We start from the raw sequence: 14215 nt of genomic DNA, 5'->3' as shown, positions 1-14215 counted from the left end.
AGACGGGAGATCCCCGCCTTTTTTTATGCAAACATTTTAAATACACCTATCACATTTAAAAATACAATTATTACAGTTACCGGAATGACATAACGAAGTAAGAAGAACCAAATGTTAAATAACGTTTTCCCCTTCGTTTCCGTCACTTCTAATTCTTTCATCAACAACTCTTTACTCATTTTATTTGGTACAAATAATGAAATAGCTAGTACTCCTAACGGCAGCAATACGTTACTTACCGAAAAGTCGACTAAATCAAAGAATGTTTTCCCAAATATTTTCACGTCACTCATAATCCCAAAGGATAACGCTGATGGAATACCGACTGCAAAAATAAGAATACCAATTAATAATGATGCTGACGGACGCTTCTTCTCATTACCTTTCGCAACAGATGCTACTACAATTTCAAGCATTGAAATTGCTGATGTTAAAGTCGCAAAGAAGAATAAAATTAAAAACATAATAAAGAAAAATTGACCAAATGGTATTTTTGCAAATACTGCTGGAAGGACGATAAACAGTAATCCCGGTCCTTCAGTCGGTTTAACTCCTAATGCGAAAATCGCTGGGAAAATTGCTAATCCTGCAAGTACTGTAACAAAAACAGTTAAACTTACAATAGATGTTGCCGATTTCGCTAAATGTTCCTCTTTCTTTAAATACGAACTATACGTTACCATTACCGAGGCACCTACAGTTAGCGAGAAGAAAGATTGTCCCATCGCATATAAAATTGTATCTGCTGTCAGCTTTGAAAAATCTGGTTTTAAGAAGAACTCTACTCCAGCAAAAGCACCATCGAGTGTTAACGCACGAACAATAATCGCAATAAATAAAATAAATAATAGCGGCATCATGTACTTACTTGCCTTTTCTATACCTTTCTCTACACCTTTACTTACAACAAAAATCGTACAAAGCATAAAGATAAATTGCGCTCCAATCGCACTTAACGGATTTGAAATCGTTTCACCGAACAATTGTCCATAATCAGCTACTCCATTCCAGAAACTTCCTGTCACACTATAATATAAATAAAGTAAAATCCATCCACCTACAACACTATAAAAAGATAGTACACTAAAACAAGTAGCAACTCCCATACGACCAATCCAAGGATATAATTTGCTATTTGGCACTAGTACTTTATAAGCTGTAACCGCCTCTTTTTGCGTGCTACGTCCAATAACAAACTCCGCTATTAGAAGAGGCATACCTATAAATAAAGTTAATAGTAAAAATACAAGGAAGAATGCGCCTCCCCCGCCATTACCTGCAACATATGGAAATTTCCATATCGCACCAAGACCTACTGCGGCTCCGGCTGCTGCGAGTACAAAGCCTATTTTCGACGTCCATTGCTGTGTTTCTTTCATCATAAATTCCCCTTTTCTGAATATTTAAAATTTTGTTAATTATACACTTTCATTTCATACTCGCACACCTCCTTTAGAAAATAAAAAAGTCCCCTACACGCAAATATGCATGTAGAGGACGATATATGTAATGTAAATACCGTGGTACCACCTCAATTGGATTGATAAATCCCACTTGTTCAAGTACAGGAATAATTCCGATACTCTATCCTTTTAACGGCGGAACCCGGGTTGCCTACTACAATGTTCAACATACCTCTCGCAAGCCCATTCTGTATAATTTATCGTACCGGGCTCCCACCTAACCCCAGCTCTCTGAACGCATCAAATATACGTACTCTTCTTGCTCATCGATTTCATCTATTGAAGTTACTTGTGATTATAAATTATATTTTTATATTTGTAAAGCGCACTTTATCTTTTATTATTTTAAAACCTTTCCCTCTAATTCTCGCAAAAAACTTTCTCTTTCTCTCTCGTTTTGCACATATACTGATTTCAACACTTCTTGGAGTAATATATTTCGTTCTCTCTTTTCTAACTGTAAATCTTTTAACTTCACCCTTACTTCATATAAAAAATCTAAATACGATTCATATGTCTCATCATATTTATTTGCAATCTCATCTCGAATTTTTTTTGCGAGCTTTGGGCTCGCTCCCCCAGTAGAAACTGCTATATTAAGCAAACCACGATGAATCGCTGCTGGAAAGTGAACATTACCACTTTCCGGATTTGTAATAACATTTACTAATTGATTCTCTGCGGCATCTTCAGCAACTTGTTCATTTAATATTGAATCACTACTCGCTGCAACAACTAAAAAAGCATTTTTAATATCACTTTTTTCATATTCTCTTTGATACCAACGAATTTTCTTTTCTTCCACAAGTTTTACTAAATTCGCATCTAATTCTGGACTGATCACAACTATATCCGCACCTTGTTTGAGTAAAGGAATAATTTTAAATCCTGCAACTTTTCCCCCACCAATAACAACAACGCGTTTCTCATTAACTCGCACTGTAAGTGGATACATACTGATCTCCTTTCAATAACTCCGTCGTTTTCTGAATTAACATATCTTGTAACGCTTCATTCTTCCCTAAATATGGACTGATTTTTATCTCTTCCAATGCATATTGGCGCACTTCTTTCTCAATATGTTTCATAAGTAAACCTGTAAATAACAAATAAGGTAGCACAACGATGTTCTCCACTTCCCGTTCTACAACTTCCTTCAATTTCCTCTCAAATTTCGGCTCCGCAGCCGCTAAATAACAAACCTCAACTTTTTTAATTTTCTCCTCAGCTTGAAATAAAGAGGCGATCCATTTTATATCTTGTAATACTTCAGGATCACTACTTCCTCTTGCAACGAGCAGAAGGGTCACTTCAGCCTTCCCTTCCTTTTCAATACCACTTCCGTTATATACTGATTTGATAAGTGTTTCTGATACACCAAACGGATTACCATAAGTCACTTTAACATTCGGATATTGATTCTTGAGCTTTACCAATTCAAATGGAATATCTTTCTTCACATGACCTGCCGCTAATAAAAAAACAGGGATGGCAATAATCTCCGTGGCCCCACGCTTCACACATGTACGAAAACCATCTTCAATAGAAGGATTCGCTAACTCTAAAAAACAAACTTCTTGAATATTCGCTTCTATACGACTCATACACGATGTAATAAATTGAATCGCCTCTTCTTTCGCTGTCTTCAAACGACTTCCATGACATATATATAAGACGGCTTTCATTTTACAACACTCCACTTACTTGATAAGCATTTTCCGTTTGCTTCTCAAACCAATGGATTTTTTCTCTAAAACGGACAACTTCTCCAATTACAATCATGCTCGGATTTTGAATTTGCTCTTTTTTCGCAACATCTACAATTGTTCCTAATGTCCCAACAACTGTACGTTGCATAGACGTCGTCCCCTGCTCAATAATAGCAGCTGGCGTACTTTTATCTTTTCCATGCTTCATAAGTTGCTCACATATGTAGGGCAAATTAATAACCCCCATATATATGGCTAAAGTCTCTACACCTTTCGCTAAACTTTCCCATTTCACTTCTTCTTCAGCACCTTCTTTCCTATGCCCAGTCACAATAGCAAAACTTGCACTTGCATCACGGTGCGTCACTGGAATACCAGCATAAGCAGGTGCAGCTATTCCAGACGAAATACCTGGGACGATTTCAAATGGTACACCTTGCTTTGCTAATGCTTCCGCTTCTTCTCCCCCTCTACCAAATACAAATGGATCGCCGCCCTTAAGCCTCGTTACAACTTTCCCTTTTTTCGCATACTTAATAAGAAATGTATTAATTGTTTCTTGCTTCATCGTGTGATAATTCGGGAGTTTCCCGCAATAAATTAAATCCGCGTCAGGCTTTGCGTGTGAAAGCAGCTCTTTATTCACAAGGCGATCGTATAAAATAACATCTGCCTTCTCAATACATTTCAACCCTTTAACAGTAATTAAATCTGGATCGCCAGGACCCGCTCCAACAATATAAACCTTCCCCATCATCTCTCCTCATTTCTACTATTAAAATGAAACTTCCATTCGTATATAAGAATGGAAGTTTTTATTTTTTCGTATTACTAATCTCTACTCATGAATAACAAATGCTGCACCTTTTCGAATCTTCTTTTTTTCAAACAAAGAAATCTCTTTTACCTCTGGCAACGGTAAGAAATGTTTTTCAAGCTCAATCTCCGCAAGCTTAAATGCCTGTTCTTCACTTTGAGCAACAACAACAATCGGAACAATATCACTCACTAATACAGCTTCAAATCGATATAAATCCATATTGTCCCCCCTAAGACGCTATGACTTCTTCTAACACGTTATTTAACGCTATTTGTAATGTGTCTACACCAACACGCCCTACAAAATCATAAAATGTTTCGGCTGGTAATTTATTCTCTTTGAAATAACTTATAAATGATGCGAGTACATCAGGTAAATCCTCGCCATCTATTTTTCCTTTTAACTTTTGATTGTAGGCACCGCCATCTAACAACGTTCCACCTACATATATCTCAAATGCTTCAACAATTCCCTTTTCCTTCGTTTTCATTTTCACCCCTTGTAACCCAATGTCAGCAATTTGACGTTGACCACATGAATTCGGGCAGCCTACCATATGAATTCGAACTGGAACATCGAGTGCAATTTGTGTATCTAAGTATTCTGCAATTTTTCGTAATCTTTCTTTCGTTTCTACTAGTGCAAGATTACAATATTCAATACCGGTACATGAAACCGCATGACCAATAAATGATTTTGGGCTTGCAGATATCGCTTCAAACAACGGTTCACTAAGTAATCCTTTTACATTTTCCGGAGGAACGTTCGGAATAATGAAATTTTGTGAATTACATGTACGAATTTGTCCATTTCCATATTGCTTTGCGATTCTTGCAATCTCAAACATTTCTTCTGCATGTAAACGACCTACCGGTACATTAAAACCTACATATTTTAATCCCTCTTGTTTTTGGTCTTGAACACCATAAAAATAGCCTGCATTCCATCCTTTGAGTGCACTTTCCCCTTTACTTTGTAAAGGCCCTGTATACTCTATTAGTTTCTCTTTAAATTTCTCTGCTCCCCAGTCCGCAACAAGAAATTTCAAACGGGCTAAATGACGTTTCTCACGATATCCAAAATCACGGAATATAGTAGCAATCGCAATTGCCACGGCCTTCACTTCTTCTGGTAAAACGAACACATCTAATTCATCAGCTAAATATGGACGGGCTGATAATCCTCCGCCTACTTTTATATGAAAACCAACTTTTTTCTCACCATCTATTTCTTTCGTAGCAGGTGTAAATGCAACACAGTTAATCTCTGCGTTTGCTGAGTTATAAATATTAGAACTAATAGACATTTTAAATTTACGTGGCAAATTAGAAAACTCTTCATTATGTTGGAAATAGTCATATACCTCTTTCACAATATGTGTCGTATCAAATAGTTCATTTGCATCAATTCCAGCAAGCGGATTACCTGTAATATTCCGCGTTATATCACCACAAGCCCCCGCTGAAGATAATCCAACTCTTGCTAATCTTTTAAAAATATCTGGAATTTGCTGAATTTCTAACCAGTGAAACTGAATCGCCTGTCTCGTAGTAATATCTATTACATCACGTCCATAATCCTCAGCGATAGAAGCAAGTACTTCTGCCTGCGCATTTGTAATAATCCCTGACGGAATATTTACCCGCATCATAAAATAACCAGCTTCTTTTGGACGTTGTAAATACAATCCTGCCCATTTAAAGGCATCCCACTCTTCTTTCGGAATAGATTCAAATCCATTTTCCGCATAGTAAGGAATATCATTAAAAATTTCTAATCCATCTTTTTCTAATTTATTTTTCTCCGTTTGATTTAGTTTTTCATTGTTAGCCCATACTTTTTCATAACTCATTTTTAAATCCCCCTATATAAAGTGAAACTTTAATCAGTAGAGTTTTGTTCATCCCACGCTGATTATTAGCCTTAACCAATCGGGTATTTACGGGCAGCCCGATCCCAACCGAACTTTGAGGTAGGAATTTTACTTCCCGGCAAATAGCGGGATAAAACTACGCTCTTGTAAGTACTGCACGATTTGTTCTGCACATTCTTCAATAGAATATTTGTGCGTTTCTACAATTAATTCTGCTTGCTCTGGCTCTTCATAAGGCGAATCAATACCTGTGAAATCCTTAATATCACCTTTTCTTGCCTTTTTATAAAGCCCTTTCGGATCACGTTTCTCACACTCTTCAATCGGACACTTCACAAAAATTTCAATAAATTCATCTGCCGCTAATAAATCTCTTACTTGTTTGCGGTCTACTCGAAATGGTGAAATAAATGCTGTAAGGACAACTGTTCCTTGATCTACAAATAACTTTGCCACTTCGCCAATACGTCTTATATTTTCCATGCGATCACTTTCAGAAAATCCTAAGTCTTTATTTAAACCGTGGCGAATGTTATCCCCATCCAGCACATAATTTCCAATATTCTTTTCAAACAATTTACGAGCGACCGCATTCGCTACTGTAGATTTACCCGAAGCTGATAAACCAGTAAACCAAATTACAAAACTGTGATGTCCATTCTTCACTCTTCTCTCATCTTTTGAAACCGAAGCTGTATGCCAAGTAATATTCGTATCCATCTCGTTCTCTCCCTATTCTGTTACTACTTCTTTTTTTAAACCTTTAATTAGCACTTCTACTACTTCTTTACGACTAAATGTACTTGGCGGAATCTCACCGTTTCTTAATAATTCTCTTACTTTCGTACCTGATAAAATAACATGATTTTCTTTTCCGTGCGGGCATGTTTTCGTTGAAGCCATCGCTTCACATTTCGTGCAGTAAAAACTATGTTCAAAGAATAGTGGTGTAATGCCTAACTCTTCTATCGTAAAATTCGTGAAGATTTCTTGCGCTTCGTATGTTCCGTAATAATCTCCTACTCCGGCATGATCACGTCCTACAATAAAGTGGGTACATCCAAAATTCTTTCTTACTAACGCATGAAATATCGCTTCCCTTGGTCCTGCGTAACGCATTGCAGCAGGAAATACACTTAAAAAGACACGATTTTTCGGATAATAGTTTTGAAGGAGTACTTCATAGCTTTCCATTCTTACATCAGCAGGAATATCGTCCGATTTCGTTTCTCCAACGAGTGGATTTAAAAAGAGACCATCTACAATTTCAAGAGCAGATTTTTGAATATACTCATGGGCACGATGTACCGGGTTTCTCGTTTGAAATCCGACTACTGTTTTCCACCCACGTTTTTTAAATTCTTCTCTCGTTTCAATTGGGTCTAAATGATAAGAAGGAAATTGATTATTTTCAAAGCGTTTTGTTAGAATAATAGTTCCTCCAACGTAAACGTTTGGTCGTTCATATAATTTTTTCACTCCTGGATGAGCCTCATCCGTTGTTTTATATACAAGTAACGCTTCTTTTTCTTTATCTGGTACGAAAATATCTTCTATTTGAATAGCACCATATATATTTCCATTGTTGACAAGCTTTACTTCCTCTCCGGTCTTCAGGCTTTCTGCGACTTCTTCTGTTACCGGTAATGTAATTGGTATACTCCACACACTACCATTTGCTAAACGAAGCGTTTCTACGACTGAATCATAATCTTCCTTCCCCAAAAAACCAGTAAGCGGGCTATATCCACCTGTCGCCAATAGTTCTAAATCACTTAAAGCAATGTTGTCTAATTTAATTTCTTTTTCAATTTGTGATATATTATATGTCTCATCTATACGGTTTACTAATTCGTTTACTGTGCTCATTTTCTATATCCCCTCTTAGCTTTATTTCAAGATTCATCTTATTGATAATGAAGACCACATTCGGTTTTCACTTTCCCAGCCCATCTACCATCTCTTGAATCGCCACCATCCCCTACAGGTAAAGTACATTTCTCACACCCAATACTTGGATAGCCAACATCATGCAACGGGTTATACGGCAAGCTATGTTTGTATACATATCGCCAAACTTCTTTCCACGTCCAATGAATGAGTGGACAAACTTTAATAGATTGAAAACGATGATCTTGATTTATAAACTTTGTATGCTTACGTGTTTCTGATTGTTCCCTTCTTAAGCCCGATATCCATGCTTTTTCCACGACTAATGATTTTTCTAAAGGTAAAATTTTTCTAATCTTACAACAAAGATTCGGATTGCTCTCCCACAGTTTTTCACCATGCAACTTCGCCTGTTCATCAAGTGTAAGTTCTGGCTGCTTTTCTATAATATTCAATGAAGGAAATCGTTCCCTCACTCTTTGAATTAATTCATATGTTTCTTGAAAATGAACATTTGTATCCAAAAATACAACTTTAGCAGATGGATTTACTTGGTTTATAAGGTGCAGTAATACCATACCTTCCACCCCAAAGCTACATGCGTAGACGATTTCATCTTTATACTCTTCATAAGCCCAATTTAATACTGATAACGCGCCTTTTGTTTCATCTTCTTCCGAAAACGAAACAACATTTTCTTCCCACGTTTCATACGTCAACATGTTTTTTCCCCCTGTAAAAGCAAAAAGACGGTTTTAACCTAATGAAAATAGGTTAAAACCGCCTCTAGTTTTTCTAGTCAGCGCTTTTCACTTTAAGCGTACTTTTTCACTTTTCTCTAACTGAATTACTTTTCCATCTTGCACAACAATTGTAATTGAGCCATATTTCATATCAGCAAGCATCGCTTCAATCTTCTCGGATACTTCATCAAAATGTTCCCGTACACCCACGCGAACAGCCCCCCTTTTTATTCATAAAAAAAATCTTTCCCATTTCGAAAAGACTGTTCGGTAATATATTTTACCTTATCTTTCAAAATGGATTCCATTTTGCTGGATTTAGCACCTTGCTTTCTATAAGCAGGTTGCCGAGCTTCTTCGGGCCAGTTCCCTCCGCTTCTCTTGATAAGCTTTGTATTTGTATTTTATCACAATTCTGATTTTTTTCAATCCTAGTTTTCCGATATATTTTAATTATTTTATTTTACAAAAAAGGAATTGCCCATCCGAACAACTCCTTTTTCTATTTAAACAAGCTCTTTAATACGTATGCGATCGTTCCCAATAATATTTTCATATGTTTCGCGTTCCACAACTACTTGCGATGTTCCGCCTTTTGCAAAGACAACGGCTGGTCTTCGAATCCGATTGTAATTATTCGCCATCGAGTACCCGTAGGCTCCTGTACAGGAAACTGCTAGTAAATCAGCAGAAGCGACTTTCGGTAAATGAATATCCCAAATCAACATATCTCCGCTCTCACAACATTTCCCCGCAATCGAAACGAGTTCCTCATTCTCATCATTCCCTCGATTCGCTAACATTGCTTCATAACGCGCACTATATAAAGCAGGTCTTAAATTATCTGTCATTCCACCATCGACTGATACATATTTCCGAATACCAGGAATATCTTTCACAGATCCAACTGTATAAATTGTTGTCCCAGCATCACCTACAATGCTACGGCCTGGTTCAATCCATATTTCTGGCAATGGATATTCACATACAGTAAATTGTTCTCTCACTGCACTTGTTACAGCTCGCACATATGTCTCAAGAGTTAACGGTGTATCCGACTCTGTGTAGCGTATTCCAAATCCCCCGCCTACATTTAACACTTTTACTACATAGTTTGTTTGCTCTCTCACTTCTTCTAAAAATTGGCGAAGAACTTCAATCGCTCGAACAAAGCCAGCTGTTTCAAATATTTGCGATCCGATATGTGAATGAATCCCTAGCACATTATAATTGGATTTTTGTAAAGCAAATCCAATTGCCTGCATCGCTTGACCGTTTGAAACGCCAAATCCAAATTTCGAATCATCTTGGCCTGTTGTAATATATTCATGTGTGTGCGCCTCTACTCCAGGCGTTACACGAATTAATATGTTCACAAACTTTCCATGTTGCATCGCTAAATCGTGTAAAACTTCTAATTCAAAGAAATTATCTACGACAAAACAACCGATATTCGCCTGAAGAGCCATCACTATCTCTTCTTCTGTTTTATTATTTCCATGAAAATGAATACGTGATGCTGGAAATCCTGCTTGGAGCGCAGTATATAATTCTCCTCCAGAAACAACGTCTAATGACATATTCTCTTCACGAGCTACTCGGCACATCTCCATGCACAAGAACGCCTTGCTTGCATATGCTACTTGATAAGAGAAACCACTTTCTTTAAAAGCACGATGAAATGCTCGGCATTTTCCTCGAATAGACTCTTCATCGTATACATAAAGTGGTGTTCCGTATTGCTTTGCTAGCTGCGTCGTATCGCACCCTCCAATTTCTAAGTGTCCTTGCCCATTAATTCGGCTTGTGCCGTGTAAATACATTTAAATTCCTCCCTTATTTCCTCTAAAACTCATAACCCCAATCTTCTATTCATTGCAGCACGCTTTTAGATAGACAAAAAACGCGCGGAACAATGTTCACACGCGTTTCTTATTAGGAAAAATATATATTGAAAAAATAAACGAGTTGTTATCTCCTCAAAATAAGAAACCGCATCAACATCTCCAAATAGCTCTCCATAAAATAAATCTTATGACAGTACTACATTTATTCAATGTAGTCCCAATATATGAATAAGATGGTTATTCTTATATTTCGGCAATAGTCCCTTTCAGCCTATGATCACAGATTCCATGAAATCTCCCATAGCTTACTCTTTCCTATCGCGGCCTCTACCTTTGAGAGTAGATGAGGTAAGTCTATTTAATTTTCAAACATCTAATTGTTGCTATTAACAATACCAAAGGACCATTTTATTTGTCAAACAATTTTTTATATTGTTTTTTTACAGTTTAATTTTGTATCATTTGGTAAGCGCTTTACTGAAATCTTTGTCACTTCCCATTCGCCTTCTTCGTTATTAAATGTAATCGTTACCTTCTCAAATGGGGGAGCAATTTTCCCAGCAACACGTTCATACTTTGTCACTTCAATACTTGCTTGAAATAAATATGTACCGCTATACACTTTTTTTAAACTAATAATTTTAGGACATTGATACGGTTTCAAACTTCCATATTGTTTTTCAATTGCTTTATTTATTTTTGGAAATAAAACAGAATAAAGTGCATCTTCCATAAGAGGTGCATCATATTGAGCTATTGACACACTCGGTGAGGTAAAAAGTATAACACTACTGCATGCTATAAAATATAATAATTTTCGCATTATAACCTCCGTATTATCACGCGATTCTTTCTGCGTACGATAATTATCATACATAGAAATTCTGTTTTATTGTCTCCCACCACTCTTTTTCTACTCGATTATTATAAAAAAGCCCACAACTCTCTTTTATTTTCGTATAATGATACTCATAGTATAATAATCATAATAACAAAGGACTGTTCGTATATATAAAATGAGTCGTTAAGCAAACTGACTCACAAGAACTGTCATGCTTTTTAGGAGAGGAGTATATTATGCTACAACATCTGTTTCCAAAACTGCGATTTGCACTCGTTGCAGTCGTTTTACTATGGATTAAAACATATATTGTGTACAAGCTAGCATTTGATATTAAAATTGATAATTTCTTTGAAGAATTCATGCTTTTTATTAATCCACTAGCTGCGTTACTTTTATTTTTCGGCTTAGCTTTACTTGCATCTAAGCACCGAAACCGAATTATAATTGGAATCAGTTTTATACTGTCATTTATTTTATTTGGAAACGCAATGTTTTATGGGTTCTATAACGATTTCGTTACTTTCCCGGTTTTATTCCAAACAAACAATATGGCTGATTTAGGGACAAGTATAAAAGAACTCTTTACGTACAAAACATTACTTTTATTTGCAGATGCAATTATTTTAATGTTTATTTCGCGTAAATTCCCATCATTTGGCGACAAAACACCACTTTCCCGCTCAGAGAAGCGAACTTTCTTTAGCGGTGTAACAGCTTTATTAGCACTACAAATTGTTGTATCAGTTATTTATAAACCACAAATGTTCTCGCGCTCATTTGACCGTCAAACTGTCGTAAAGAATTTAGGTTTATACACATATCATCTATTTGATATTACACTTCAATCCAAGTCTTCAGCTGAGCGTGTATTTGCAAGTGGGGATGGATTTTCTGAAATCAAAAACTATACAGACTCAAAAGACAAACAAGTTGATAAAAACTTATTTGGAGCTGCAAAAGGTAAAAATGTAATTTTAATTTCAATGGAATCTACACAAAGCTTTGTTATTAATAAAAAAATAAATGGAAAAGAAATTACCCCATTTTTAAATGAATTTATTAAGGATAGTTTCTATTTCGATAACTTCTATCATCAAACTGGACAAGGCAAAACTTCTGATGCTGAATTTATCGTTGAAAACTCACTTTATCCGCTAGATCGTGGTTCTGTATTCTTTACTCATGCAACAAACGAATACACAGCGACACCAGAACAATTAAAGAAATACGGATATTCTTCTGCCGTCTTCCATTCAAATGATAAAACGTTTTGGAATCGGGATGTAATGTATCCTGCGCTTGGATATGATCGTTACTTTAATTTAAATGATTACGCAGGAACGGAACAAATGTCTGTCGGTTGGGGATTAAAAGATAAACAGTTCTTTGAACAATCTATTCCAAAGTTAAAATCTTTACCGCAACCGTTCTATACAAAATTTATTACATTAACAAATCATTTTCCGTTTCTTCTAAATCCGGAAGACCAATATGTTGATGAATTCAACTCAGAAAGTGGTGTTGTAAACCGCTACTTCCCAACTGTTCGTTACACAGATGAAGCTCTTAAATTATTTATTAAACAATTAAAAGAAGAAGGACTGTATGATAATTCCGTTATTGTCATTTATGGTGATCATTATGGTATTTCCGAAAACCATAACGCAGCTATGGCACAGTTCCTAGGAAAAGATACTATTACACCATTCGATTCTATGCAATTACAACGAGTTCCTCTTATTATTCATGTGCCTGGTCAAGAAGGAAAAGTTGTTTCTAAAGTATCTGGTCAAATTGATATTAAACCAACGCTCCTTCATTTACTTGGTATTAAAACAAATAAATCCGTTGAATTTGGAACTGACTTATTTATTAAAGAAAAAGACCCGCTTATGGTAATGCGTGATGGTAGCTTTGTTTCTGAAGAGTATGTTTATACAAAAAATATGTGCTACAAAAGAAGTACGGGTGAAGAAGCTGATATGACGCTATGTCAGCCGTATATTGAAAAAGCAAAAACAGAATTAAAACTCTCCGATAAATTAATTTATGGAGATTTATTACGTTTCGATCCTAATAATCAATATAAAACTGGAACGATGACAACGAAATTTGAATAGTAAAGGAAGCAACTTTATACAAGTTGCTTCCTCTTTTTATTTTCACTTAATTTTTAAATCATCCTTCTATGAAATCTTTCACAAATTGGTAATTTCTTTCGTATGAGGAATAAATTTATGGTATGATAAAATAAGTAAACTTTCATACACTAATTAAGAATTTATTACAGAAAGCAAGGGATCAGATTTTGTATAGAGCAGCTATTCCAAACTTATTTACGCTCGGAAATTTATATAGCGGATTTTTATCAATCGGCTATGCATCTTTAGGATATTATAAATCAGCTGCTATTTTAGTACTTATCGGGATGATGTTAGATAGTCTTGATGGTCGTGTTGCTCGTTTATTACGTGTTGATTCACAAATGGGAAAAGAGCTCGACTCGCTTGCAGATGTCGTAACATTTGGTGCAGCACCTGCTGTTTTAATGTATTACACATCTTTCTCAAACTACGGAATCATCGGATTATACATAGCGGGATTATTCCCTCTTTTCGGAGCATATCGTTTAGCACGATTTAATGTAACACCATCTTCTACTTCAATGAAATATTTCACTGGAGTACCGATTACAGCAGCGGGAGGGCTTGTTGCTTTCTTAACATTATTTTCACATACCATTCCAAAAATCGTTCTTATTACCGTATTTGTAACGTTCGCATTTTTAATGGTGAGCCGCATTCGTATCCCGAGTTTAAAAGATGTACCAATTCCACGATATAGCATCATTATTACACTATTTTTAGTTGGAATCATTATTACAATGTATCAAACAGGATTTGGCAATTTTTCTGTTTTCTTATTCATTGCCATTCCACTATATATTTTGTACATGTTATCTCAATTCATTAGACAAAGACCGTCTAAAAAAGCGAATAAAGAAAAATAAGAAAACCTTCCGAGTC

Annotated in this window: 14 protein-coding genes, 2 riboswitches and 1 other annotated feature; of the genes, 2 read left to right on the top strand and 12 right to left on the bottom strand. The window is 36.0% G+C overall.

What is annotated here, in order from left to right:
* Positions 1 to 23: 23 nt before the first annotated feature.
* From ACQRBL_RS06910 to ACQRBL_RS06855, 12 genes are all read right to left on the bottom strand, one after another.
* Positions 24 to 1379: a sodium-dependent transporter gene (locus ACQRBL_RS06910; RefSeq protein WP_043924636.1), complete on the bottom strand. Its 1356-nt coding sequence runs from the start codon at positions 1377 to 1379 to the stop codon at positions 24 to 26.
* A gap of 111 nt (positions 1380 to 1490) precedes the next feature.
* Positions 1491 to 1739 (bottom strand) — a binding site (T-box leader).
* A 64-nt stretch (positions 1740 to 1803) separates the two neighbouring features.
* Positions 1804 to 2418: an NAD(P)-binding protein gene (locus ACQRBL_RS06905; protein ID WP_000283352.1), complete on the bottom strand. Its 615-nt coding sequence runs from the start codon at positions 2416 to 2418 to the stop codon at positions 1804 to 1806.
* Positions 2393 to 3148 carry a sirohydrochlorin chelatase gene (locus ACQRBL_RS06900; protein ID WP_000648881.1) on the bottom strand — a complete coding sequence of 252 codons (756 nt, stop codon included), beginning with the start codon at positions 3146 to 3148 and terminating at the stop codon, positions 2393 to 2395. Before ACQRBL_RS06900 ends, ACQRBL_RS06905 begins: the two co-directional genes overlap by 26 nt.
* Position 3149: 1 nt before the next feature.
* The gene (gene cobA / locus ACQRBL_RS06895; RefSeq protein WP_098256721.1) at positions 3150 to 3926 is read right to left on the bottom strand and encodes a uroporphyrinogen-III C-methyltransferase; all 777 of its coding nucleotides are present in this window, start codon (positions 3924 to 3926) and stop codon (positions 3150 to 3152) included.
* A gap of 84 nt (positions 3927 to 4010) precedes the next feature.
* Positions 4011 to 4211, bottom strand: coding sequence for a DUF3906 family protein (locus ACQRBL_RS06890; protein WP_000366918.1), 201 nt, complete (start codon positions 4209 to 4211; stop codon positions 4011 to 4013).
* A 10-nt stretch (positions 4212 to 4221) separates the two neighbouring features.
* A complete protein-coding gene (locus tag ACQRBL_RS06885; protein ID WP_000119611.1) occupies positions 4222 to 5844 on the bottom strand; it encodes a nitrite/sulfite reductase in 1623 nt (540 codons plus the stop codon).
* Positions 5845 to 5973: 129 nt separating this feature from the next.
* Positions 5974 to 6585: an adenylyl-sulfate kinase gene (gene cysC / locus ACQRBL_RS06880; protein ID WP_000380507.1), complete on the bottom strand. Its 612-nt coding sequence runs from the start codon at positions 6583 to 6585 to the stop codon at positions 5974 to 5976.
* A 12-nt stretch (positions 6586 to 6597) separates the two neighbouring features.
* On the bottom strand, positions 6598 to 7734 hold the full coding sequence (gene sat / locus ACQRBL_RS06875) for a sulfate adenylyltransferase (RefSeq protein ID WP_411995791.1): 1137 nt from the start codon (positions 7732 to 7734) through the stop codon (positions 6598 to 6600).
* 38 nt (positions 7735 to 7772) lie between these two features.
* Complete coding sequence (locus ACQRBL_RS06870; protein ID WP_000959018.1) at positions 7773 to 8477, bottom strand: phosphoadenylyl-sulfate reductase; 705 nt, start codon at positions 8475 to 8477, stop codon at positions 7773 to 7775.
* A gap of 87 nt (positions 8478 to 8564) precedes the next feature.
* Entirely contained in the window at positions 8565 to 8708 is a 144-nt protein-coding gene (locus tag ACQRBL_RS06865) for a YezD family protein (protein ID WP_000538896.1), read from the bottom strand.
* 72 nt (positions 8709 to 8780) lie between these two features.
* A riboswitch (SAM riboswitch) is annotated at positions 8781 to 8889 on the bottom strand.
* Positions 8890 to 9004: 115 nt separating this feature from the next.
* Positions 9005 to 10321: a diaminopimelate decarboxylase gene (gene lysA, locus ACQRBL_RS06860; RefSeq protein WP_000280643.1), complete on the bottom strand. Its 1317-nt coding sequence runs from the start codon at positions 10319 to 10321 to the stop codon at positions 9005 to 9007.
* Between the two features lie 180 nt (positions 10322 to 10501).
* A riboswitch (Lysine riboswitch) is annotated at positions 10502 to 10683 on the bottom strand.
* An 89-nt stretch (positions 10684 to 10772) separates the two neighbouring features.
* Positions 10773 to 11168 carry a DUF3888 domain-containing protein gene (locus ACQRBL_RS06855; RefSeq protein WP_001228820.1) on the bottom strand — a complete coding sequence of 132 codons (396 nt, stop codon included), beginning with the start codon at positions 11166 to 11168 and terminating at the stop codon, positions 10773 to 10775.
* Between the two features lie 254 nt (positions 11169 to 11422).
* Here ACQRBL_RS06855 and ACQRBL_RS06850 point away from each other — a divergent pair, with 254 nt between their 5' ends.
* Both ACQRBL_RS06850 and pssA read left to right on the top strand, forming a co-directional pair.
* Positions 11423 to 13309 carry an LTA synthase family protein gene (locus tag ACQRBL_RS06850; protein ID WP_000939084.1) on the top strand — a complete coding sequence of 629 codons (1887 nt, stop codon included), beginning with the start codon at positions 11423 to 11425 and terminating at the stop codon, positions 13307 to 13309.
* A 188-nt stretch (positions 13310 to 13497) separates the two neighbouring features.
* Positions 13498 to 14199: a CDP-diacylglycerol--serine O-phosphatidyltransferase gene (pssA, locus tag ACQRBL_RS06845; RefSeq protein WP_000285417.1), complete on the top strand. Its 702-nt coding sequence runs from the start codon at positions 13498 to 13500 to the stop codon at positions 14197 to 14199.
* The last annotated feature ends 16 nt before the right edge of the window (positions 14200 to 14215 follow it).

It is taken from the genome of Bacillus sp. AF62 (assembly GCF_050312695.1).
In the GTDB taxonomy this organism is placed as follows: Bacteria; Bacillota; Bacilli; order Bacillales; family Bacillaceae_G; genus Bacillus_A; species Bacillus_A cereus.
This window is presented reverse-complemented; position numbering and strand designations above follow the sequence as displayed.